Source organism: Cytobacillus spongiae (genome assembly GCF_021390075.1).
In genome coordinates, this window is record NZ_CP089997.1 from 2,146,537 (window position 1) to 2,170,087 (window position 23,551).

A 23,551-nucleotide genomic window follows, 5' to 3' on the forward strand; every position below is an offset into this window, starting at 1 on the left:
CGTTTATTCGCCTCTTTTATTCATCAAAATTTTAACAATGGCAACAGCTACTTGATCCCCATTTTGCTTTTTAATCTGTTCTTTTATCGTTAAAACACCGGTACCATTTCCTTTGTCTTCTAGGTCATCTACGATCATTTCTACATGAATCGTATCTCCGATAAATGTTGGTTTTACAAATCGAAGGCGCTCGATTCCGTAAAATGCAGCTAATTTTCCTTTTGAAAACTCCATCAGCCCTGTACCAATTGAGAGAATCAGCATGCCATGAGCGATACGTTCTCCAAATGGAGTTGTTGCGGCATACTCCTTATCGGTATGAAGAGAATAAAAGTCACCGCTAATTCCAGCAAAGTTAACAATGTCTGTTTCTGTGATGGTACGACCTTGTGAAGACCATTTTTCCCCTACCTCGTATTCATCAAAGTATTTTGTAAACATCTCGCTCCCTCTTTTCCATCATTAATTTCTTAAAGCCGTTTTTAATACTTTTCCTGTCGCATTTCGCGGGAGTGCCTCAATGGTTTCTATGATTCTAGGCATTTTGAAGCGAGCTAGCTTCCCATCACAGAATTTCTGCACCTCTTCAAGGGTTAATCTTTTGTTCTCTTCTATAACCATGTATGCCTTCACGGTTTCGCCCCATTTTTCGTCAGGTACGCCGACAACGGCAACCTCCTTAACCCCTGGCATTCGGAACAACACTTGCTCTACTTCAATTGGATAAATGTTTTCTCCTCCAGAAATAATCATGTCCTTCTTCCGGTCGACAATATAAATAAATCCTTCTTCATCCATCCGTGCCAGGTCCCCTGTGTAAAACCAACCGGCTTTGATTGCCTCTTTCGTTTGCACGGGTTTATTCCAATAACCAGCAAAAATATTTGGACCTTTCACAACCAATTCGCCTACTTCGCCTGTTGGAACTTCTTGATCATTTGGGGCGACCACTTTTACTTCCGTATGAATCGGAGGTTTACCGACAGATCCTTTTTTGCGAATCGTTTCTCCTTTATCTAGTAAACAGACAAATGGGGCTGTTTCTGTTAAGCCAAACCCTTCAAAAAATGGGACATTTCGCTGCTGGAAAAATTCAATAACCGTTAATGGGCAAGGAGCACCACCAGAAATGCATACTTTTAGTGAGGTCAAATCGTATTGATGAAAATCTGGATATTGCATGAGAGCTAACCACATGGCTGGCACTAAAAACAATGTCGAAATCTTCTCTTTTTCAATCAGTTCTAGTACTTCCTTCGGATCAAATTTATCGGCTACAACTACAGTACCTCCAAGATAAAACGTTGGAGTTGTAAATACGTTCATGCCGCCAATATGAAAAAGGGGTGCAACCGTTAGGGTTGTATCTTCTGCATGAAAAGGGATAAAATTGATACAATTCACGGCATTCCATAGGGTATTTCCATGCGAAAGCATTGCCCCCTTTGGTTTCCCTGTAGTTCCTGAGGTATACATCAGCATATGAAGATCATCTTCCTTTACGTCAATTGAAGCCTCCTCCATTGATGACAGCGAAAGAAGTTGTTCGTATACGAGATTTTCAGAGCTAGTTGCCCCCGCTTCAATCCACGCATTGATAGCTGGTAGCCGATCTTTTAATTGGGAGACAACAGGGGCTAAGCGATAGTCATAAATAAAGACACTGGCACTCGCGTCAGTTACGATGTATTCAATTTCTTCCGCACTTAGCCTCGTATTCATTGGGACAAATAACGCACCTATTTTTGCACAAGCAAACAGTGATTCAAGCAATTCATTTGTATTTAATAAAAGCCCATTCACTCGATCCCCTTTACGCACCCCTAGGTGAAGTAAAGCATGTGACAATCGATTGACCCGGTCATTAAGCTGGCTGTAAGTTAATCGAACATCTCTATAGACTAAAGCTGTTTTATCCCCAAATCGATGTGCGTTTTTGGATATCCATGTACCAATATTCACTATCCTTCAACTCCCTTGTATACGAACTATTTTTTCACCGTAATACCTAAGCGTTTTGTTAAAATTTCATTCATAATTTGTGTGGTTCCACCGCCAATGGATTGGATTCGAGCATCTCGCCAATAGCGCTGAACAGGAAATTCCATCATATAGCCGCTTCCCCCATGAATTTGTACAGCTTGATCACATACACGACTTACCATTTCACCTGCGTAGGCTTTTGCCATCGTAGCTTCAGTCGTTATATCACTACCAGTGTTGTATTGATAAACAGCTCGGTAGGTTAGATTCCTAGCTTTTTCAATATCAACCGCCATGTCGACCATTTTATGACGAAGCACCTGAAAGCCTTGTAATGGTTGGCCGAATTGTGTACGTTCTTTGCTATATTGAATAGCGGACTCGAGGGCTTTCTCCGCAAGTGCGATACTGTTTAAAGCGAGCGATAACCGCTCCCATTGGAAGTTTTCCATCATATAGCGGAACCCTTCCCCTTCAACACCGATTAAATTTTCGGCAGGTATTTTCAAGTTGTCAAAGTATATTTCCCCCGTATCAGAAGCCCGCCAGCCCAATTTATCAAGCTTCTTCCCAACAGAAAATCCTTCTGCGTCGGTATCGACAATCAATAAGCTCAGATTTTCATGCTTAGGACCTTCGCTTGTTTTCGCAGCTACCACAATGAAATCAGCATGAACTCCGTTCGTAATAAAGGTTTTTGCACCGTTCAGAAGATAATGGTCCCCCTGCTTTTCTGCACGCGTCTTTATAGCTGATACATCACTGCCTGTATTCGGCTCCGTTATACCTAAAGCAGCAATCTTTTCCCCTTTAATTCCAGCTGTTAAGTAGGTTTCTTTTTGCATTTCGTTCCCAAATCGCCAAATGGGTGTTAGGGCAATACCCATATGAGCACCAATTGCCCCTCCTACACCACCAGAACCAGCCTTGGAGAGCTCTTCAATAAAGACGGCTTCCATCATATAGTCGAGCGCTTGACCACCATACTTTTCGGGAAACTTTATCCCTAAATATCCTAACTCTCCTAATCTTTCAAATAAGCTTCTCGGTGTTTCACCATTTTCTTCCCATTCATTAATAAACGGAATGACCTCTTTATCGAGAAAACGCTTGATTGTTTTTCGAAAAAGCTCATGCTCTTCTGTGAATATCCAATGTGTCATTCTTCCACCTCCTAAGCCATTTCTAACCCAATTTGTTTAGCAATAATTTCTTTCATGATTTCATCTGTACCTGCACCAATACGATACAGTCTTGTGTCACGCCAAATTCGCTGAATAGGGGTTTCTGCCATGTAACCGCTTCCACCAAATATCTGAAGCGCTCGATCTGCAACCCAATGGGCCATCTGTGCGCATGCTAGCTTTGTCATCGAAATTTCCTTACTTGGGACCTCTCCATTTGCGAACCGATAGGCAGTGGCATAGGTCATTTCCTTACAGATTTCAATTTCCGTTTTCATTTCAGCGAGCAGATGGCTAATCACTTGAAAATTGGCGATTGGTTGGTCGAACTGACGACGTCCTTGTGCATACGTTAGTGCTTCTTCATACGCATACTCGGCAATCCCAATCGATCCAGCAGCTGAGATTAAGCGCTCTCCTTGTAGCTCCCACATAATTTGAGCAAAGCCTCTTCCTTCTTTTCCCAACAGATTGCTTGCTGGAACCCGTACATCTTCAAACACGATTTCAGCCGTGTCAGACGATCTCATTCCCACTTTATCTAGCTTTCTACTAATTGTTACACCCGGACGGTCTAGCTCTACTAGAATCATACTGATACCCTTATGACTTGGTGCATCAGAGGTTCTAACAACCAACGTAATAAAATCAGCACAAACCCCATTTGTAATGTACATTTTCGAACCATTGATTACCCACTCATCCCCATCTAACTTTGCCCGGGTCTGTATGGAAGCAACATCAGAGCCATGATTCGGTTCAGAAATACCAATAGCTGCTATCTTCTCACCTAGAATGGCCGGCTTGAAAAATTGTTCATGCTGTTCTGTGGTACCAAATTCAAGGATTGGGGGTGTCGCCATATCTGTTTGAACGGCAACAGCCATTGGAAATCCACCACAACCGCAACGAGCCATTTCTTCAGCAAATACTAGTCCAGTAAAATAGTCTCCGCCTTGGCCGCCTACTTCTTCGGGATAACGCAACCCTAAGTATCCAAGTTCCCCAAGTCTCTTCATCATTTCAACTGGATAGGCCCCTGCCTCTTCCCATTCTCCGATAAATGGGGCTACTTCTTTTTGAATAAATTTACGGATTGTTTTGCGGAGCACTTCATGTTCTTCTGAAAAATAGGGTGCATACTTCATGATTTCACCTCACACTTCTTCTTATTTCGAAACATTTGAAACAAGCTCCTTAGGAATCTCAATAGGAAACCGTAAAATATTGGAGCCGTAGCATTTACCAAGATTATCTACTCTCATCGAAGAGGACCCGCCTCCATCTAGCGCTTCACGGCAAACAAAGTTCAAGGCATGGATATTCGGCATTTCATAACGAACCACTTCCCCTAATACGAGGTCATCAAAAAATGCTTTTAGCTTATCAGCTGTCATTTGCTCGAGTAAATAAGGGTAAATAGCTTCTGTATTGGCAAAGACACCAACGTTAACGGAATTTCCTTTATCCCCTGAACGAGCATGGGCAATATCTTTAAGCATCACTGTTAACAAGCGAATGGACCTCCTTTACTGAAACTTGAATTTGGGATTCAACCCATTCTCGGTTAATGAGTGTCGACCACATCCCAAGCAGTTGTCTTGAGGGGATATTTCCTATATATGCCATACTGGGTGGTCCGTTTAATGCTAGTGGTGGAAAGAACCTTCGAAATGCTTCTGCCCCTCTTTTATCTTTAGCCCTGACTGACATGCGCAAATAGATTTCATTGATGTGTTCCTCGGGGAGCTCAGAAAGAGGACCATGAAGGGAGTTATAGCCAACATAATCAGTTCTTACTTCTTCGTATTGAATCCCCTTATTCGCCATGATTTTGCGAATAATCGAATCGGCTGCTCTCGCTTTTTTCAGCGCATCTGGCCATGAATAGCCAACTAGTACTTGACCTAGATAGCCATTTTCATAGCCCATGACAACCTTTAGCTTTTCTGGTCGCTCCTTGCCTTTTACCCCTGTAACTTTCACTTCGTTCGGCCCCAATTGTGTTAACTGAACTTTCGTCAGATCAACCGTTACATCTGGAGTAATATAAGCAGAAGGGTCATGAATTTCATAGAGCATTTGTTCTTTAATCGTAGCTGGTGTGACTAATCCACCACATTCCTCTGCTTTCGAAACAACGAACTCCCCATTTTCATACACTTCAGCAATCGGATAGCCCATTTGTTCAAACCCAATTATTTGATCCCATTCCCCGCTAAAGTTCCCGCCTGTTGATTGAGCGGAGCACTCTAATAGATGTCCCATAAAAATTCCGCTTGCTAACTGATCGAGCTGTTCTTCATTCCAGCCAAATTCATAGATTAATGGAGCAAGAAACTGGGCTGTATCCGTTGTTCGCCCTGAAATGACTATGTCTGCTCCTTGCTTTAATGCATCAACTAGGGGCTGAGAGCCAATATAAGCATTTGCAAATAATAATTTATCTTGAATTTCCTTTGTGAATGCTTCGCCAGTTTCTAAGTCTTCAAGATTTGTTCCCAGATCCCGCCATTCATCAAGATTAGGAAGAATGTTATCCCCTGTAATGACAGCTACTTTTAAATCGTGTAATCCTAAGCTAGTAGCTAGCTCTAAAACGACTTTCTGAGCAGCTTCAGGATTGATTCCACCAGCATTTGTCATAATTTTAATGCCTTTTTCTTTTACCATTGGCAATAGAACCTTCATGGCTGGTCCGAGGTCACGTGTAAACCCTAGCTCCGAATCCTTTTGACGATCCTTTGCTAAAATAGCCATGGTTAGTTCGGCTAAGCAATCAAAAGATAAATACTGGATATCTCCATATTTCACATTTGCAATCGCTCCATCTAGAGAATCTCCATAAAAGCCTTGAGCGGCTCCGATTCGTACTTTCTTCACCTCGAGTTCCCCTTTCGTTCTAAGTTAATTCCGCAATCACATCATTTTCTTGAACAAAATCTCCCTCATTCACAAGGATGCTCGCTAAGGTTCCTTTTTCACCCGCAACTACTGGAATCTCCATTTTCATCGATTCTAAGATGACGATTACATCCTCTACAACTACTTGGCTACCTTCCTCAGCTATAACTTTCCATACAGTTCCACCCATTGGTGCGACTATTTTCATACGGATTTCCTCCTTTATTTTCCTCTCCAAGCTGGTGTTCTCTTTTCTAAAAACGCGGAAGCTCCTTCTTTTAAATCCTCACTTCGAAAGGAGACAATTCGCATCGTAGATAACAAATCAAAGCTCTTCAGCAAATCGACTCGATCGGTTAAGTAGAATGAATCAAGGCTTAATCGTACAGCCAAAGGACTATAGGATGCGACCGTTTTTGCTAGCTTCCATGTTTCTTCTTCTAATTGATGATTTGGAACTACATAGTGAACTAAATTCAAATCCTTCGCTTCCTCAGCCGTATACACTTTGGCTGTAAGCATCATATCAAGGAATTTCCGATCCCCTACAGCACGGCGTACAAGGGGCATAATGACATATGGGACCATTCCAAGCCTAAGCTCTGTTAAGCCTAGCTTCGCTCGATCAGAACTAATGGCGATATGACTCATTGCCACCAAGCCAGTACCGCCCCCTAGAGCTGGTCCGTTGACAGATGCAATGATTGGAGTCCTTACGGTTGCACCAAGCTTAAAGAGATCATTGCTCGCCATGCCTTCATCATAAAGTTCTGGTACGGACTTTTCGAAATTCTGTTTAAATTCATTCATGTTTCCACCAGCAGAAAAAGCAGGGCCATTCCCTGTGAGGACAATTGCTCGAACTTCTTCCCTTTCATCCGCAAATCTGACCGCATGAACAATTTCCTCACAAAGTTGTTTTGTTAACGGGTTTCGTAACTCTGGAAGGTTTAACGTAATGGTTGCCACAAATTCCCGTTCTTCATAAAGAATACATTCGTAATTCAAATTAATTCCCTCCCTTTGCTCTACATGTTTATTAGATGCAAGAACCATGCCAAAAGAATGAAGAAGGCGGAAGATCTACCTAATGAGACTCGTCCGCTAAATGCTTTATATCACGATCAGTAATGATGGTCCCTTACTCTGAGGTCTCATAGAAATCAAAGTAGATTTTTCAATGAATTCTGGACTAAACTTGGAAACACTTATGGAGTAACAAACAAAATCGACTTCAATATGTGTACACATGTAATAAATTTGGACATTTGTGTATTTTTGTGTACAATATAAATGTTACAATATTTAGAATTTACTGTTACTTTTTCGCATAACTGAAATTCCTGAACATTCGTAGCTGCTACTTTATGTTTTCGCAACGTAAATTTTGTTAGAGGTGATGAAATTGCACGTTCGGCAAATCATGTCACATCAGTTTATTAAGCTCACTCCAGAAATTACAATCGAATATGCTTTACAGCAATTCTTAAGTTTTAGACAGGATATTGCTTGTGTTTTTGAACATGACTCATTTCTTGGAATTGTCACGAAAAGTTCAATCTATCGCCTTCTCCTCTCAACAGGACACACCTACCATCCTATTCAGCCTGCCATCATAGAAAACTCCATTTGTATTCACGAAAATGAAAACGTATTCAAAGCAAAGGAAATTTTAGTCGAAAATCATGTTGCCCATTCAGTTGTAGTGAATGATGAACGGAAAATTATCGGGATTTTATCGAGAGCCGATATTGTTAATGGACTTGTCTCTGAAGCAGATCACTTAACGAAAAAACTAACATTATTAATGAACCATTTAAGCTCTGGGATCATTTCTGTTGACCTAGATTATAAGATTACGGGAATCAACCGGGCTGCCTATTCGTTTTTAGGGCAAGACGACGTGACCGAATTGCTAAGAGAGGATATTCATAAAATTTTCCCAAAGCTAGAAAATGATCTACGTGAAGCGATTAACAATCAAGAAGTGATGGAAATGAAGAAATTGGAATGGGCCAATCGAAACATATTATGTTCGATTATCCCAATTAAGGATTGGAAGAAAATGATAGGCGCGATGATTGTTCTTGAAGATGTGGGAAAGGTTGAAAAAATTTCGAAGGATATTGAATCTGTACGCATCAATAATACAAATGAATCCTTTTCACATATCGCTTCCATTAGCCCTTTGATGCAGCGATTAAAAGAAGATGCCTATATCGCGGCAAAGGGATTTTCTTCTATACTAATTACTGGACAAAGTGGTACGGGGAAAGAGCTTTTAGCAAATGGAATTCATTTAGCCTCTAATCGAAAAGGGGCTTTCATTAAAGTAAATTGTGGAGCAATCCCGGAATCCCTTATGGAATCGGAGTTTTTTGGGTATGAAGATGGAGCTTTTACAGGAGCGAAAAGGGGAGGAAAACCAGGGAAATTTGAGCTTGCAAAAGACGGTACCCTATTTCTAGATGAAATTGCGGAAATGCCCCTTTCTCTACAAGTTAAGCTATTGCGAGTTCTCCAAGAGAAGGAATATGAAAAGGTTGGCGGCATCAAAACATTTCAAACGAATGCTCGTATATTAGCTGCTACAAATAAGAATTTAATGAGGCTTGTACAAGATGGGAAATTTAGAGAAGATTTATATTATCGATTAAATGTCATCCAACTTGAAATCCCACCACTTAAAAATCGACCGGAAGATATACCTGTTCTTTGTAAACATTTCATCCAAAAGTTTCACCGATATAACCCCAAGGGAATTAATGGGCTAACACAACGAGCAATGGAAAAGCTACAAGCTTATCATTGGCCAGGCAATGTGCGTGAGTTAGAGAATGTTCTCGAGCGTGCCTATCAATTTTGCCAAGAGAATTGGATGGAAGACTATTACATTCAATTGGATCATCAAACGATGGCACCTATTCACACGCCAAGTATGGATCAAAAGCATAAGCTAGATCAAGTAGAAAGAAATACGATTATTGATGCCTTGTCATCCATGAATGGCAATAAATCTGAGGCAGCGAAGTCACTTGGGATAAGCAGATCCAATCTGTATCAAAAGTTAAAGAAATATGGGATTGAATATAGTTATAGATAATGTGAAATTTCTCTCTGTCCAATTCCAATTATATACTTTTTTTGTAATTGGTGGAAAAGGTTGATTTCCGCGGGGCGGGCGGTGATCCTCCTAGCGACTAAAGCGCTTCAGGAATCTTCCCTGTCCCGCAGGAGTCTACGCACCTTCCGTTCCAATCAACCTAGTGCTACTAAAACTACATACGAAAAGAGACTAAAACCAACTTTTAGTGGCGACGGCATTTCGAATGGAATGTCTTTTCTCTATCACGAATCCTCCTGGAGTCAAGCACCCTCAGGTCCAATCAGCGGGTACGCTCGCCTAAGATTGGATTTTAAATCCAAAATGAGAGCATCTCCTTATAACTTCATATAGTTATAGGAATCTTTCTATTTTTCCATCACAATCAGATATAAGTTTCGATTTCAATCTTATCGAATGCGACCCATTACTACGGTATGATAGAATTTTCCATCTGAGAGGAGCTTGTCGTTTTTCAATGTTCCCTCTATTTCAAATCCAAAATCTTGATAAAGTTTGATTGCTTTCGTATTTGTTTCAAGGACTTCTAGAGAGACTTTTCTAATCTGATTATCATCAGCCCATTGTAAGGATGCTTTTAACAAGTTTTTCCCCATGCCATATCCCCAGAATTCCTTTAAAACACATACGCCAAAAGTAACACGGTGTGATGTTCGCTTTAAACGGTTTCCTTCACACCTTGAAAATCCAACAATCCTCTTGTTCACCTCTACCACTAAAAATAGGTTTGTTGGATTTGCGGAGTCATCTTGTATTAACCGAACGAATGCCCCTTCGTCCAAATAGGCCTCACCGCTTTCTCGATCAAGATATTCCGTTTCTCCGTCGATAAGAAGGCGTACTTGGGACAACTCAAGAGCATCCTGAATTTCTGCTGAACGAATCATGTATGGCATCTCTTTATATTCTATTGGAATAGCTTGTATGTTCATGTTGTGCTCCCTTGGTTTTTCTTTCGATCCAATCGGTCATTAGATCTTGTACTACTCTTCTTTTCTCAATAGCCAGCAAATGACCAGCTTCATCTATTATTGAAAACGTGACGTTCGTCAATTTATTGAGCAATATCTGTTGATCTTCAAAGCCGCAAATTGAATCCTGCTGACCTGCAAGAATAAGGGCAGGAATCGATAGAGTCTCTATTTGCTCAAATGGATCTGTTGTAAAAAAGTACCCTGTATCTCGCCAGTTAGAACTTAAAAATTCCTGATTCGCTACTAACCGACCAGGCTGAACTTCCTTTATGAACAATTCTAGATTTTCTCGAGTTTGATTAACCAGTAAAGTGTCAATAGCAACTTGGATCTGAGTAGGCAGGTCTTTGAGAGCCTCTTCATCCTTATAAAGGACGACTTTTGGAGGAACGGTTCTTTTCTTAATATGGAGAGCAGGTGCCAGTAAACAGATGCTTTTTACTAGATTCTTTTTTTTGCAAAGTATTCCTTGAGCAAGATACCCACCATAAGAAGCCCCAATTAACGAAAATGACTGGTTTGGAATCACTTGCTCGATAAAGTCAACAATATTCGAGAGGATATCATCTGACGATTTCACATCAGTAGTTATGTCGCTTTCACCGTGTGCAGGAAGGTCTATGTATATTCTTTGAAAGCCTTTTGTTTGCTGAAACACTGGCTCAATCCAAGCAGTCATAGAACGGTAGTCAGTACCCATTGCATGAAGAATGAGTATAGGAAATCCACTCCCTTCTATTTCGTAATGGATTCTCCCTTTTTGAACTTCACAGTACATACATTACTCCTTTTTCCTATTTATTGGATCCACTTATCTTCGTTCATGTGTAGCCCATTCATTTGCCTTTTTTGCTAGTTCACAGACAAATGGTTGTTTTCCTTCTTGATACTTTTCATGTTCATGTGGATATGTATTCGCCAGAGCTTGCTTTAATCGGCCGTAGGCTTGAGCCTCTGACGGATGGGCAAGTAAAAAGTTTTTAAAATTTAGATGAGCTTGTATCTCGGAACTCCTTGTCTCGAACACATGAACATGATGTGTTCGAGTGTTTCCACCCTTTTGAAAATATCGCCTACCAGATATTCCATTTTCTCCTTTCCCTTCATATCCTACCTCGTCCATTCTAGGAGAATAGGAATCCACTAATTGGATATCTTTTACGACGACAAGGATATCAATGATTGGTTTAGCAAATTCAACGGAGGGAACAGACGTACTACCGATATGGTACATATCCACTAAATTTGACCCGAATAATGGTCTTAGTTTCTTCTCTTCCGTTTAATATTTGTACTGCCACTCGATTGACCATGGTTGAATATCAGTTTTTCTCAAGGAATGTCTCCTTCCTAATCAAGGCCACGCGATATGGAAACAAAGTTCCCTCCATGATTTTTTCTGAAATGGCAGGGTCTTCCAGCATAAAGCGCTCGGCATCTTCCTTTGTCTCTGCTTCAAAGATAACAATTCCAAATTGTGTTTCATCATCATTCGTTGTTCGACCTGCTAAGATGACCTTTCCTTCTTCCGTGAACATCTGTAAACGTTGAAAATGCTCGGCGACAATCCCGTTTTCTTTTTCTGTCCAATTTTCTGGTGCTATTAATTCCGGTTTCAGCTTTAATTGATATAGATACTGTTCCATTTAACGATCACTCCTAACTCCCTTACGACTCAGAATATTCCGATAACCATTTTACCATAAAAATGAAAAAAGACCGCAAAAATGCGACCCTTTCGTACAATTTCTTCCTTGCCATTACTTATGATCCTTACCTTCATTAGAAGCTTCCGTTAATGCCTCGGATTCCACACGGTCCATAAAGTCTGTGACTACTTTTTGATTGTTTTTCTGTCCACCAAGCTTTAGTAACGTTTTACCTAAGAAGTTCAATCCTTTATTTTGACCTTGATAGATGAAGTTTGTTTCCGTTTCACTTATTTTAATTAAAGTAAACGAAGCTTGAATTTCAAATGCTTTTGCTAAAGTAAACCCAATCGTATTATGCTTCTTTTCAGGCGTATTTTCATATTCAAGATCTTCAACGATATACGTTTCGACCCGTTTCCCTTCTTTGTATTTTTGCTGATATTTTGTCCCGACGATTCCTTCTTTTTGTTCAATAACCTTCGTTTCTATTACATTAGGCATGATTCTTTGTAATTGATCGATTTCAAATAGCTTCCAAATCGTTTCGATATGAACAGGTATTATTCGTTCCTCGTACCATTTAATCATTTTCCTCATCTCCTCTTTCTATTTCAAAAAACTCGTCCATTTCATCGATAATCGCTTGTATACGCATCTTTTCTAATACTAATTTTTCCCTTTTTTCTTCAATTAATAATTCTAGATTATCAAATGATTCGTCCCGAACGACTTCAAGCATCTCTTGGATGGTAAAATTAAACTTCCGTAAATATACTAACAGCCTAGCGATTAAATAGGAACCATTATCATAATAGCGATACTTATTATGCGGATCAATATAAATGGGTTCGAGAAGCTTTACTTCTGCATAGTAGCGTAGTGTTTCTTTGCTGAGCCCAGTCATTCTAGAAAACTCACTTACCTTATACATGTTTCACCTCTTAGACATATCATAAACAATGTGGTGCACAACACAGTCAATCTTTTTTTTGAAATACTCTTTCCATATAGATTGTTGCGTTTGAATTATAGGTAGTTTTCCGGACTAGCATACTCGTGGTGGAAGGTGAGCCTGTATCACTGCTCTATCATCCTTCCGCTCCATACTGCTAGCCTTTGTATGAAGAAGGGAAACTAAACTGGTATCGTCAACAACCTTTTAGAAAATATCCTTTTGAAACAAGCCCCTTCGCCATACAAGTATCTTGTTCTTTTGTAAAAAATATTAAGAAATTGTTAACTTGAAGGGAAAGATAACGATGATATGGAAAGCAATTAGGAGACTTCAATACTCTATTTGTAAGTCGCTTAAGAACAAATTATAGGAAGGTACATACATGCTTAATGAAATATTATTAAATATCTTGTTTATTCTAGTAGGCGTTTTCTTTCATCATTTTTGGTCGGAAAAGACAGGTGTATACTTCAATAAAATGGTCATTAGTATCGTTTTTGCTACTACAATAGCTCTTTGCGTCCCTTTTTCTTTTGAAGGTGCCTTTCTAAGCGATTTAAAGATGGTCCCATACATCATCGGATCCTTTTATGGAGGGATATTGGTATCCCTATTTTTATTTTCTGTCATGGTTGCGTTTTATTTACTTTTTTATGGCATTACTGAATTTTATCCTTTATTTATCGGAGTATATGGAAGCCTTGGAATGATATGCGGACTTCTTTCAACTAAATTCCAAAATTCTAACCAATCAAAAAAACTATCTATGATGACGACGATCTCCTTTTTCTGGACGGTACTCCTCTTTCTATTGTGTGAAAATGAAATAGGGAAGAATAATACCCACATTCTCCTATTTACACCTGCCTTAGCCACTTTCGTTACCGGTTATATTATGGATGCTATTAGTGAGATCACGATACTGAGACAACAAGTGATTAAGTCGGAAAAATCCGAAGTGGTCAGTCAATTAGCTGCAAGTGTTTCTCATGAGGTTAGAAACCCTCTTACTGTCACAAGAGGCTTCCTTCAGCTTGTTTTAGAAAGTGAACAATTACCTGTGGAGAAACGAAACGAATATATGCGCCTTGCCATTGAAGAGCTTGACACCGCTTCAAACATCATTAATGATTACCTCACCTACGCAAAACCAGCTCCTGCATACTGGGAATTGATGGACATCGGCAAACAGTTAAACCGGATTGAAGATATTATCTACTCTTATGCTCAAATGAGTTCGGTTGAAATAAGAACGGAGCTTGTATCTTGTATTATACAAGGGAATAAACAACAATTTCAGCAGTGTTTTTTAAACATTACTAAAAATTGTATTGAGGCAATGCCTGGGGGCGGCATCCTTACTATTTATACTTCGATTTTCGATAAGCACGTTCTAGTCGAAATTTCTGACACGGGTATTGGTATGACAAAGGAACAAATGAATCGACTAGGTGAGCCGTATTTCTCAACCAAGGAAAAAGGAACAGGGCTTGGGATGATGGTGGTGTTAAGCATAGTTAAGGGAATGAAAGGAAGTTTTTCAACAGAAAGTGAACTAGGTAAAGGAACCAAATTTTCCATAACCTTCCCAATTGCTGTTCCGAAATAATCTTCTAAATGACAAACAAATGATTTTTCGATTTTTTGTCTTTTTTTATATCATAAGTAGGATACTATGATAAATTAATTTTTATATTCTAAAAATTTTTGAAGGTTTCAATATGGAGTTAGGAACATTGAGAAATGACCTTTCCATTAAAAGTAAGAACGGCATTGCATTTTGTTTGCTGGCGTGATCATTTGGAGTGCGATTTCTCTTATTTTCCTCCAATCATTTGACATACAAACAATTCACCAAATCTATAACCTTTTATTGAACATTTTCTCACAGCAAAAAGACGCCCTCTTTCAAGTGAAAGCGTCTTGGAAACTAATTCTATGAGTTCTCTGCTAATTTTACTATTACTTTTTCATCTCTATTTTTTTCTTCAAATGAATCTTCCGCTTGTGTTGCACGTTTAATAAAGAATGCTAATACGAGAGCAACGATAGCAATTAAGGAAGCAATAAAGAATGAAAAATTAATTCCATCTAGCATCGCTTTCATCATTACTTGTTGCTTCATCTCAAGTAATGCTGTTTCAGTAGGTTGTCCAGTGAAATTCTTCTGAGCTTCTTCACCTAAAATGACCGCTTGAGATTCGGTACGGTTTGACATCACCGTCACTAAAAGCGCTGTACCAATTGCACCTGACACCTGGTTTAATGTGTTATTCATTGCTGTTCCATGTGGATAGTATCTAGTCGGCAATTGATTTAAACCATTCGTTGATACTGGCATCATGACCATTGACATCCCAAACATTCGCACTGCGTGAAGAACCATCAAAAACGTATAGGTAGTTTCAAGTGTTAATGTACTCAACATATACGTTGTAACCGTCATAATCGTTAGACCAATGATGGCTAAAATCCGTCCTCCAAAACGGTCAAAAAGCTTTCCAGTAATCGGTGACATAAACGCCATGACAATGGCACCTGGAAGGAGCATTAGCCCAGCGTCAAACGGAGAAATTCCCCGTATCGTTTGAACATAAATTGGGAGTAAAAGCATCCCAGAGAACATGGCCATATTTACTACCATTGAAATCGAAGAGGATAAGGCAAACATCGGGTACCGGAAGACACCAAAATTCAACATCGGACGGTCTAACTTTGCTTGTCTTATGATGAACGTAATTAACGAGACCACACCGATGATAATGGTTAAATAAACATGTGGGCTCTCCCACCCTTTATTTCCAGCTGAACTAAATCCGTATAGAATTCCTCCGAATCCAATACTTGATAGAATGAGAGACAGGAAATCTAATTGAATGTTGACCTTTTCTTTTTTGTCTCTAAGTAAGAAAAATCCTAACAGTAGGACAAGAATAGCTATTGGCGTGACGAAATGGAAGAGCATTCTCCAGTCATAATGTTCAATAATCCATCCAGATAAAGTGGGTCCAATGGCGGGTGCTGCCATTAAAATTAACCCAAATATCCCCATCGCTGCTCCTCTTTTTTCAATTGGAAAGCTAATTAACATAACATTCATTAATAAAGGCATCATGATCGCTGATCCAGAAGCCTGTAACATACGGCCCGTTAATAAGACGGGAAAAACATGAGCGACTCCTGATATTAACGTTCCAATCGTAAATAACCCCATTGCAACTAAAAATAGTCGTCTAACAGAATACTTTTCTATTAAAAAAGCGGTAGTTGGAATCAAAATTCCATTCACTAGCATAAAACCTGTTGTAAGCCATTGGACAGTTGCGGCTTCAATATCTAAATCTAACATAATGGAAGGCAATGCGATGTTCAACAGTGTATTATTTAAAAATGCAATAAACGCACCGATCATCAAGACAGCTAAAATCCCATAATTCGGGCCCTCTACCGGTTTGTTGGTTTGTTCCATTCTATGTTCCCCCTGTATACCACTGGTATATAAATTTGTACTCTTGTTTCACATAGACTATATCATATACCATGAGTTCAATTTGTGCAATGATTTTTCACTACCCATCAAACCAAGTTTGTTATATAGAGGTTTTTAGTGTAAACTATTGTTGTACCATTAGTACAATTACACATAAACACGAATAAAATTAAAGGTGATTTGATGAATGATAGAAGACAGCATGTAATTGAGAAAGCCCATCAACTATTTATTGATCGCGGCTTTCAAGCTACATCTATTCAAGACATATTAGATTATAGTGGAATTTCAAAAGGGACTTTTTATAATTACTTTTCTTCAAAAAATGAATTGTTAGTTGCGATATTTAAAGCTCTTTATCATCAAATGGAGCAAGCCCGAAATGAAATTCTTATCGGACAAGATCCCACAGATATTGCCCTATTTATAAAGCAAATCGAATTACAAATGGAGAGCAATAAGAAGAATAATCTAATTGATTTATATGAAGAAGTCATTTTTTCTAACGACGAGGATCTTAAGAATTTTCTAAAGCAAGGTCAGCTACGGATGATACATTGGGTGTTCGAGCGATTTACAGAAATATTTGGGGAGTCCAAGAGGCCATATCTACTAGACTGCTCCATTATGTTTTTAGGAATCTTACATCATAATATGAAGTACTATACAACGGCTTACGGACCTACCTTAAGTGCTCACCGCGTCGTTCGCTATAGTGTTGAGCGAATCGTTCACATCATTGAAGAAGTATCCAATTCGGGAGAGCAATTAATTGAGCCCGAGCTTCTAGAAGCCCTCTTGCCTTGTGGAAACAAGCAGAAGCGATTGTTTATTCAGGAGCTACAAAAACAAATTGCACATGTAAAGGAACTGTTCAATTCCCATTCGAACCGAGACAAGTACATGGAGTTATTGAATTTCATCCAAGAAGAAATGATTCAATCAAAACAACCGAGACAATTTCTGATTAAAAGTGCCTTAGAAAGCTTAATGCAAGATTCCACTGTAAATGAGAAAAAGGAAATCATGAACTTAAGTGAGCTTTTTACAAGTCACAGCTAAAATAAACGGCTTAGCAAGATAATGCTAAGCCGTTTATTTTAGTTTTGAAAGTTCATACTCAAGCTGTTTAACACGCTTAGCATTTCCTTCAGCCATATTATGCAATCTTGTTTGTAGCTCTTCGTCAGCTACACTTTGAGCAGTAATGGCATATGTCTGCAACAGTTGGTTTTCCAAGCGTAATGTTTCCTGAAGATGATCCTTTAGGTCACTTCCCGCCAATTGATCTTCACCATGGTCAAAATCATGCTCTTCCTTCATCTAAAATCCCTCCTGCCTTTATATGCACAGTATAGGCATTCCACCGAAAAACATTCTCTTTCACCTATCTTTTCAGTTTGTGGTAAATTTAAGTAAAGATTCATTAAGGAGGAGACCTGCTTGGAACCTATTACGATCATCCTATTTGCTTTAGTGTTTTTATTTTTGCTTTACATCGTAATTGAAACGGCTGTGCGTAGAGGAATTAATAGTTCGGTTTTAGGGGAACCGTACCGATCTGAAAATAAGAAAAAAACATTTTTGGATGATGACTTAGATAAGGATTAAGTGCAATGCGATGGATTACTATGTACATGGGAGGGTTAATCAATGAGAATGGTATATGTCTTTCTTAGTATCATTGGTACTGTATTTCCTTATTATTTTTTCATTCCATTTGTTAGTAAGCATGGGCTTGATGTTCCATTGTTGCTGGACCTACTCTTTACAAACTCGATTTCAACATTTTTTGCTGTTGATTTTATACTTTCTTGTATCGTATTTATTTTCTTCTTATTTTCTGAATCCAATAAATATCAAATAAAAGAAAAATGGATATGCTTATTATCTCTGTGTGTCGTTGGTTTGTCTTTAGCGCTTCCATTGTTCTTGTTTTTCCGTCATCCACACGTAACTAAATACCAATAAGCCTCTCTTCCTTCTCTTGAGAGGCTATTTCGATTAATATAATCTTAAATTTCTGCGAAGTTGAATCAGATTTGCAAATAAAGCAGCATCTCTGCCCTGCTTTGAGTGTCTATTCATTTTCGGTTTGAGACAATTAATAAATAACGTATCACAATAAGGATTGGCTCTCCCATATTTCCGATAACATTCATCATGAAGTTTACAACATGAATCGACTCCATTGGTTGGAGCACCAGGACCGCTACAGCCTGGCCCACACCAGCGATACCCTCTTAAACAGATGCCTCTTCCTCTCATCCCTACACCACCCTTTCTTATCCAACAGATGCCTTAGTATATTGTATGAAAGGAACAAGAGTTTGCGAGGGCATGTATCACCTTTAAATTGGAATCCTCACACATATCGTCATATCCAGTGCACAGGTCTTCGAAGATATTTGGGGAGAACGGTTTGGGCGTCTCCTTTTGCAGAGTTAATTTGTAGCTGTGTTAAGAAGATACTATCGGAGAGATTAGCCGAACGAACGTCCGCATCACGTAGGTCTGCCCCAATAAAATCTGAGCCCCTTAGATCTGAATCACGTAAATCAGCAGCAATCAAAAAAGCTCCTCTCATGTTCGATCCTCTTAAATCTAACCCTCTTAACTTTGCCTCCATTAAGTCTGTACCTTTATTCATGATATTTGCTTTCCCTGTCCGCTTCTTCACATATCTTTCTCGTACATATTCACTTGCTTTTAGCAGGAAGCTATTAACTTTCATTCTATGTACTGAAAGGTTTAATCGCATGATGTCTTCAGCACGTAAATTTGTAAGCCTAGTCGTTTCATCTATCACATTTTGAAGATGCTCTTTCTCTTTTTGGCATTCTAGGTGATGGTACGCTTCATGTAAGTAAAACAGCATTTCATGGAGCTGTTGCATGATTGGAAATACAGCAAACATCTCTTCAGCCATGTTCGCATGATTTCGCCAATCTCTTCCTTCATAAGTAATTTGTGAAACCTTTTGCCCTGCCCCAAAGCATTCAAACACCGTGCAGCCTTTAAATCCATCAGATCGAAGTGATGAATGAATTTCACAACGGAAATTGACTTGTAAGTTTTTACAAGGTATGCCTCCATCTTTATTGATATTAAAATCAGCTGACTTTGCAAATGGCAAGGCAACACAACATAGAGCAAAGCATTTTTCGCAGTCAGCATTTAAATCTGTTGGTATGGATGAAAATTTATTCATAGTCACACAATCACTTCCTCCAAAGCGAATAATCTTTACAGATCGCATCTTTTATGATTCAAACTTTCATACTATTAAAAATCCTGCGATAGCCGAATCATATCTATACATTGAATTCCATTTTCAAAGATCGCTTCCTTATAGTGTCTTTTGAAATAGTTGACATCAACTCCTGTCATTCGAAAACCACATTTTTGATATAGTACTAGCTGGTTTATACTTGAATTGCCTGTTCCTACTTCAATCGTTTTATATCCCTTCTCCCTAGACACTTGAACGGCATGTATAATAAGTGACTTTCCTAGTCCTCTTCCTTGATAAGGCTTCGCAACAGCCACATTGACTAATTCGATTGTATCTGGTCGCGTTGGGAGTAAAACAAAGACACCAATTGGATTCTCATCCTCTTCTAAGATGTAGCACTCACCTCGCATGATATATTCTTTGACCAGTTTCTTATTTGGATCAGCTAATAATAGTAATTCCATTGGTGCAGTTTCCTTTTCAGTTAACATTCGAATTTTCATCGAAACCATTTGCCCCTTTCATTCGCTTCTTTCTATAATTTACCACAAATCATCTATCTTGGATTTAAACAGTTTGTTTTTGCCTTTCCCTATCCTTTTATTGTTATAATAGGCTGAAGGTAATGCTCATTTGAATTTATACGAAAAGGAAGAGTTTACATTGAACGAACATTTATTAACAGAAGCGAGAGAGTTTATTTATAGATGTTTTCAAGAGCTAGGAAAGTCAGAGGCAGAGATAATAAGCCGTTTGCGTGAGATTGAACAGCAAATTCAGGATACTGGAGAATATGAACATACTTATGAAGAGCTTGCCCATGGTGCGAAGATGGCTTGGAGGAACAGCAATCGTTGTATTGGACGGCTTTTTTGGGATCGTTTAACGGTTTTTGACCAACGGCACTTAGATTCAGAGGAAGCGATAATGGAAGCGTTGCTTCACCATTTAGACTTCGCTACCAATGGTGGAAGAATCAGACCAACCATTTCCATATTCAAACCAAAAAGCGCAAATGGTGGCCATGCTCGCATTTTGAATCATCAATTAATCCGTTATGCTGGATACGAGCTGGAAAATGGAATAATGGGAGATCCCCATTCAATTGATTTTACAAGAAAATGTCAAGAACTAGGTTGGAGTGGACAAGGGACTCATTTTGATGTTCTGCCCATCATGATTCAGCTTGATGGGAAAACACCCCGAATCTTTAACATTCCAAGCGAAAAAATTCTAGAAGTCCCTATTCACCATCCTGAGTTCCCATGGTTTGAAGACCTACATCTAAAATGGTATGCAGTTCCACTTATTTCAGATATGAGACTGGAAATCGGTGGAATTCACTATACGGCTGCTCCCTTTAATGGCTGGTACATGGGGACAGAAATTGGTGCAAGAAACCTGGCAGATGAGTTTCGATATAATATGCTTCCAAAGGTTGCTTCTTGTATGAAGCTTGATGCATCAAGGAACCACACCCTTTGGAAGGACCGTGCATTAATTGAGTTAAACGCTGCTGTTCTATATTCCTATAAAAAAGCAGGAGTTAGCATCGTTGACCATCATACAGCTGCAGAGCAATTTAAGCTTTTTGAAGGTCGAGAAAAAGCTGCAAACCGTAAACTTACAGGTGATTGGGATTGGCTTATTCCCCCTGTGTCTCCTGCCGCTACGCATATTTTTCATCTTTCCTATGAAAATGAGGTAGTGAAGCCGAATTATTTTTGCCAATAGCAACTTTATAGGCATGACTTCTTTCTAATGTTAAGAATAGAGGTCATGTTTTTTCGTGCTTTAGTTGCTCATATCACTTCTAGTTGTGACGAAAGCCTATTTTATGTTTTTAGAGGTTTTTACAAAGGCAAATGAGGCGTGTCACCCATACAATAGGAAGACTAAAGAAAAAGGAGGATATGTCAATGTATAATGCAATTCCACAACAAAATGATGAACGTTTTCTACCATTTTTATTATTAGGAGCTACAGGTGCAGCATTTGCTCGCCCCCGATATGGGTACGGATATTGGTACGGTAGACCTGGGTATGGCTATGGACGTCCTGGATTTGGGTACGGATACGGGAGACCTGGCTTCGGTTATGGCAGACCAGGCTTTGGGTACGGTTATGGCCGCCCCGGATTTGGATATTATTAAAAAATTATGAATGTAAAAAGACTGTAAACTTATCATCAGTTTACAGTCTTTTTATGACTATTATTCTTCTTCGTCCATTATTTCATCAAAGGCTGCTGAAACCTTATCGAATTCTTCATCTGTTTCAATAGAAGACAAATCTCCTTCTGCATCTACCTTAAGGAAGAAAATATCTAAGTCCTCTTCAATATCTTCTTCAAGATCTTCTACAAAACCTACAGCTACGTAATCAGTTCCTTCAATTGTGAGTGCAGCTAATACTTCTACCTCTAGTTCTTGATCATTTTCATCTGTGATAGTAAAGATTTCGCCTACTTCGATTTTTTCCATAGCTCCGTCTCCTCTTTTCTAAAGGCTGTGATTGAATGATTGTAGCATAACTTTCCTTTTATGCACATACAATAAACAGCCCTTTAAATTGAAAGTACTTGATTATTTTCCCAACATCTCGAAATTTCATGCGAGGAATAAGGCTACAAATCGGCATCTAGATTCCTACAAGTCTATCTTCCCATAACATGGGGGTGAATTTCTATAGCAAAATAACAAAGAATATGTAAAATTATTCGACATCCACTAGAAATTACGTTAACAATCCTTCTGCTTCCACAATTTCAACATCCTCATGCATTGAAAGTGATAAATCTATTTCATATGGAGTCACCCTATGCCCCTCTTCGTCCTTCAAAATTCTGATTGTAGGACGACCTGCTGAATCAAAATTGTATGTTGATACAATTCCAGACAGCCCGTTATTTAATGTTACAGACAAGCCCTCTGGATAAATGGCCACACATTTTTTAAAGTGATTGACCTGCTTTGGATCAAATTGCGTTCCGCTTCCTTCTATTAAAATCTGAATCCCTTTATGGGGGAGAATCCCTTCACGATATACGCGATGATTTGTAACCGCATCGAAAACATCAGCTACACTTAATATTTTAGCGTATGGATGGATTTCCTGTTCTTTTAACCCTCTTGGATAGCCAGTGCCATCGATCCTTTCATGATGCTGAAGTGCACAATGAGCTACTGGCAATGGAATTTCATGAATTTTTCTTAACAAATCAAATCCTAGCTCGGTATGTGTCTTTACATAATTATATTCTTCAACTGTTAATTTTCTTGGTTGATTTAGCGTTTCTTGTGAAATAAATGCAAAACCAACATCATGTAAAATAGCTCCTAGCCCAATCTCTTCAATTTTGTTTAATGGAAGTCCGTTTTCAAGTGCTAGCTGACATGCATAGATGGCAACGTTTAAGCTGTGATTATAAATATAATGATCGTGAACCTTTGTTGTCGCAAGTAAATTTAGTGCGGTGGGATTTTCTTTTAAACAACCCAATAGGTCTCTGAAGACTTTCTGAAAACTCCGAATGGCTCTTCCTGTTTTAAACATTCCATCGATTTTCCTTGCATTTGGAGATAGTTCACTAATCTTTATTAGACCCTCTGTTACGATATGTAGAGACTCCATTCGAAGCTCTTCTGGGATCGATTCAATAATATCGATCCCTTCCGAGTCTTTATCTTCTATATAGATAGTAAACACCTGATGTTTTTTTAAGCTTTTAATCAATGGATCGGTAAGCTTTGTCCCTTTTGATAAGAGAATATGTCCTTTATCATTGTATATCGATTTACCTAATTCTAGTCCAGCCTCACAACGGTCAATGGTAATTAAGCGCATGTATCTCTTCCCCAAATCAGATTCTATGTCCTATTAATTATAACTTAATACCTAATGAAGGTGAATGCTCTTCACCCATAAGATGTGAAAATACCTAAAAAAAACACGACTTCTCGTAGAAGGAAGACTCCTGCTGGAAAGGAGGCTCGGCCTGCCCGCGAAATGCGTACGCAGTAGCGCACATCAACGGTTTCCTAGAATATA

27 protein-coding genes and 1 pseudogene are annotated in these 23,551 nt (G+C 39.0%); 7 read left to right on the top strand and 21 right to left on the bottom strand.

Annotation, left to right across the window (positions count from 1 at the left end):
- Positions 1–3: 3 nt before the first annotated feature.
- Genes LS684_RS10810 through LS684_RS10845 form a run of 8 tightly spaced genes read right to left on the bottom strand, consistent with a single transcriptional unit; the run spans position 4 to position 7,079 of the window.
- Positions 4–441 carry a MaoC/PaaZ C-terminal domain-containing protein gene (locus tag LS684_RS10810; protein WP_233805927.1) on the bottom strand — a complete coding sequence of 146 codons (438 nt, stop codon included), beginning with the start codon at positions 439–441 and terminating at the stop codon, positions 4–6.
- 21 nt (positions 442–462) lie between these two features.
- Entirely contained in the window at positions 463–1,962 is a 1,500-nt protein-coding gene (menE, locus tag LS684_RS10815; protein WP_233805928.1) for an o-succinylbenzoate--CoA ligase, read from the bottom strand.
- Positions 1,963–1,988: 26 nt separating this feature from the next.
- Positions 1,989–3,146: an acyl-CoA dehydrogenase family protein gene (locus tag LS684_RS10820; protein ID WP_233805929.1), complete on the bottom strand. Its 1,158-nt coding sequence runs from the start codon at positions 3,144–3,146 to the stop codon at positions 1,989–1,991.
- An 11-nt stretch (positions 3,147–3,157) separates the two neighbouring features.
- Positions 3,158–4,315 carry an acyl-CoA dehydrogenase family protein gene (locus tag LS684_RS10825; RefSeq protein ID WP_233805930.1) on the bottom strand — a complete coding sequence of 386 codons (1,158 nt, stop codon included), beginning with the start codon at positions 4,313–4,315 and terminating at the stop codon, positions 3,158–3,160.
- 21 nt (positions 4,316–4,336) lie between these two features.
- Positions 4,337–4,672 carry an AtuA-related protein gene (locus LS684_RS10830; protein WP_233811615.1) on the bottom strand — a complete coding sequence of 112 codons (336 nt, stop codon included), beginning with the start codon at positions 4,670–4,672 and terminating at the stop codon, positions 4,337–4,339.
- Positions 4,662–6,050 carry an acyclic terpene utilization AtuA family protein gene (locus tag LS684_RS10835; protein WP_233805931.1) on the bottom strand — a complete coding sequence of 463 codons (1,389 nt, stop codon included), beginning with the start codon at positions 6,048–6,050 and terminating at the stop codon, positions 4,662–4,664. Before LS684_RS10835 ends, LS684_RS10830 begins: the two co-directional genes overlap by 11 nt.
- Before the next feature lie 19 nt (positions 6,051–6,069).
- Positions 6,070–6,285, bottom strand: coding sequence for a biotin/lipoyl-binding carrier protein (locus tag LS684_RS10840; protein ID WP_233811616.1), 216 nt, complete (start codon positions 6,283–6,285; stop codon positions 6,070–6,072).
- 8 nt (positions 6,286–6,293) lie between these two features.
- Positions 6,294–7,079, bottom strand: a complete 786-nt coding sequence (locus LS684_RS10845) for an enoyl-CoA hydratase/isomerase family protein (RefSeq protein ID WP_233805932.1) — start codon at positions 7,077–7,079, stop codon at positions 6,294–6,296.
- Positions 7,080–7,476: 397 nt separating this feature from the next.
- On the opposite strand from LS684_RS10845, the gene LS684_RS10850 reads away from it, so the two are divergent.
- On the top strand, positions 7,477–9,174 hold the full coding sequence (locus LS684_RS10850) for a sigma-54-dependent Fis family transcriptional regulator (protein WP_233805933.1): 1,698 nt from the start codon (positions 7,477–7,479) through the stop codon (positions 9,172–9,174).
- Positions 9,175–9,584: 410 nt separating this feature from the next.
- Here the strand turns inward: LS684_RS10850 and LS684_RS10855 are convergent, their stop codons facing one another.
- The 6 genes and pseudogenes from LS684_RS10855 to LS684_RS10880 all read right to left on the bottom strand — a co-directional run bounded on the left by LS684_RS10855 (position 9,585) and on the right by LS684_RS10880 (position 12,752).
- Positions 9,585–10,127, bottom strand: coding sequence for a GNAT family N-acetyltransferase (locus LS684_RS10855; protein WP_233805935.1), 543 nt, complete (start codon positions 10,125–10,127; stop codon positions 9,585–9,587).
- Positions 10,096–10,947 carry an alpha/beta fold hydrolase gene (locus LS684_RS10860; RefSeq protein WP_233805937.1) on the bottom strand — a complete coding sequence of 284 codons (852 nt, stop codon included), beginning with the start codon at positions 10,945–10,947 and terminating at the stop codon, positions 10,096–10,098. Before LS684_RS10860 ends, LS684_RS10855 begins: the two co-directional genes overlap by 32 nt.
- Before the next feature lie 33 nt (positions 10,948–10,980).
- Positions 10,981–11,436: pseudogene (locus tag LS684_RS10865) on the bottom strand (GrpB family protein); the annotation flags it as partial.
- 55 nt (positions 11,437–11,491) lie between these two features.
- Positions 11,492–11,815 carry a YciI family protein gene (locus tag LS684_RS10870; protein WP_233805939.1) on the bottom strand — a complete coding sequence of 108 codons (324 nt, stop codon included), beginning with the start codon at positions 11,813–11,815 and terminating at the stop codon, positions 11,492–11,494.
- 114 nt (positions 11,816–11,929) lie between these two features.
- Entirely contained in the window at positions 11,930–12,409 is a 480-nt protein-coding gene (locus tag LS684_RS10875) for an SRPBCC family protein (protein ID WP_233805941.1), read from the bottom strand.
- Entirely contained in the window at positions 12,402–12,752 is a 351-nt protein-coding gene (locus tag LS684_RS10880) for a MerR family transcriptional regulator (RefSeq protein ID WP_233805943.1), read from the bottom strand. The genes LS684_RS10875 and LS684_RS10880 overlap by 8 nt, the downstream gene beginning before the upstream one ends.
- A 406-nt stretch (positions 12,753–13,158) precedes the next feature.
- Between LS684_RS10880 and LS684_RS10885 the strand changes: the two genes are divergently transcribed.
- Positions 13,159–14,385: a sensor histidine kinase gene (locus LS684_RS10885; RefSeq protein WP_233805945.1), complete on the top strand. Its 1,227-nt coding sequence runs from the start codon at positions 13,159–13,161 to the stop codon at positions 14,383–14,385.
- A gap of 327 nt (positions 14,386–14,712) precedes the next feature.
- Here the strand turns inward: LS684_RS10885 and LS684_RS10890 are convergent, their stop codons facing one another.
- Positions 14,713–16,245, bottom strand: a complete 1,533-nt coding sequence (locus LS684_RS10890) for a DHA2 family efflux MFS transporter permease subunit (protein WP_233805947.1) — start codon at positions 16,243–16,245, stop codon at positions 14,713–14,715.
- 204 nt (positions 16,246–16,449) lie between these two features.
- On the opposite strand from LS684_RS10890, the gene LS684_RS10895 reads away from it, so the two are divergent.
- On the top strand, positions 16,450–17,328 hold the full coding sequence (locus LS684_RS10895; RefSeq protein WP_233805949.1) for a TetR/AcrR family transcriptional regulator: 879 nt from the start codon (positions 16,450–16,452) through the stop codon (positions 17,326–17,328).
- Between the two features lie 33 nt (positions 17,329–17,361).
- Here the strand turns inward: LS684_RS10895 and LS684_RS10900 are convergent, their stop codons facing one another.
- Positions 17,362–17,589, bottom strand: coding sequence for a hypothetical protein (locus tag LS684_RS10900; RefSeq protein ID WP_233805952.1), 228 nt, complete (start codon positions 17,587–17,589; stop codon positions 17,362–17,364).
- A 120-nt stretch (positions 17,590–17,709) separates the two neighbouring features.
- Here LS684_RS10900 and LS684_RS10905 point away from each other — a divergent pair, with 120 nt between their 5' ends.
- Together LS684_RS10905 and LS684_RS10910 are read left to right on the top strand one after the other, a co-directional pair.
- A complete protein-coding gene (locus LS684_RS10905) occupies positions 17,710–17,877 on the top strand; it encodes a hypothetical protein (RefSeq protein WP_233805954.1) in 168 nt (55 codons plus the stop codon).
- A 42-nt stretch (positions 17,878–17,919) separates the two neighbouring features.
- Positions 17,920–18,237, top strand: a complete 318-nt coding sequence (locus tag LS684_RS10910; protein ID WP_233805956.1) for a DUF2834 domain-containing protein — start codon at positions 17,920–17,922, stop codon at positions 18,235–18,237.
- 33 nt (positions 18,238–18,270) lie between these two features.
- Here the strand turns inward: LS684_RS10910 and LS684_RS10915 are convergent, their stop codons facing one another.
- The 3 genes from LS684_RS10915 to LS684_RS10925 form a co-directional block, all read right to left on the bottom strand.
- Positions 18,271–18,534: a Parvovirus coat protein VP1-like protein gene (locus LS684_RS10915; protein WP_233805957.1), complete on the bottom strand. Its 264-nt coding sequence runs from the start codon at positions 18,532–18,534 to the stop codon at positions 18,271–18,273.
- Between the two features lie 109 nt (positions 18,535–18,643).
- Positions 18,644–19,477: a pentapeptide repeat-containing protein gene (locus LS684_RS10920; RefSeq protein ID WP_233811618.1), complete on the bottom strand. Its 834-nt coding sequence runs from the start codon at positions 19,475–19,477 to the stop codon at positions 18,644–18,646.
- 74 nt (positions 19,478–19,551) lie between these two features.
- A complete protein-coding gene (locus LS684_RS10925) occupies positions 19,552–20,004 on the bottom strand; it encodes a GNAT family N-acetyltransferase (RefSeq protein ID WP_233805959.1) in 453 nt (150 codons plus the stop codon).
- Between the two features lie 160 nt (positions 20,005–20,164).
- Between LS684_RS10925 and LS684_RS10930 the strand changes: the two genes are divergently transcribed.
- Positions 20,165–21,235, top strand: coding sequence for a nitric oxide synthase oxygenase (locus LS684_RS10930; protein WP_233805961.1), 1,071 nt, complete (start codon positions 20,165–20,167; stop codon positions 21,233–21,235).
- 185 nt (positions 21,236–21,420) lie between these two features.
- A complete protein-coding gene (locus LS684_RS10935; RefSeq protein ID WP_233805964.1) occupies positions 21,421–21,654 on the top strand; it encodes a hypothetical protein in 234 nt (77 codons plus the stop codon).
- Between the two features lie 60 nt (positions 21,655–21,714).
- On the opposite strand, the gene LS684_RS10940 is transcribed toward LS684_RS10935, so the two are convergent.
- Positions 21,715–21,984, bottom strand: coding sequence for a DUF1292 domain-containing protein (locus tag LS684_RS10940; protein WP_233805966.1), 270 nt, complete (start codon positions 21,982–21,984; stop codon positions 21,715–21,717).
- A 253-nt stretch (positions 21,985–22,237) separates the two neighbouring features.
- Positions 22,238–23,347 carry an HD-GYP domain-containing protein gene (locus LS684_RS10945; protein ID WP_233805968.1) on the bottom strand — a complete coding sequence of 370 codons (1,110 nt, stop codon included), beginning with the start codon at positions 23,345–23,347 and terminating at the stop codon, positions 22,238–22,240.
- Positions 23,348–23,551: the final 204 nt, after the last annotated feature.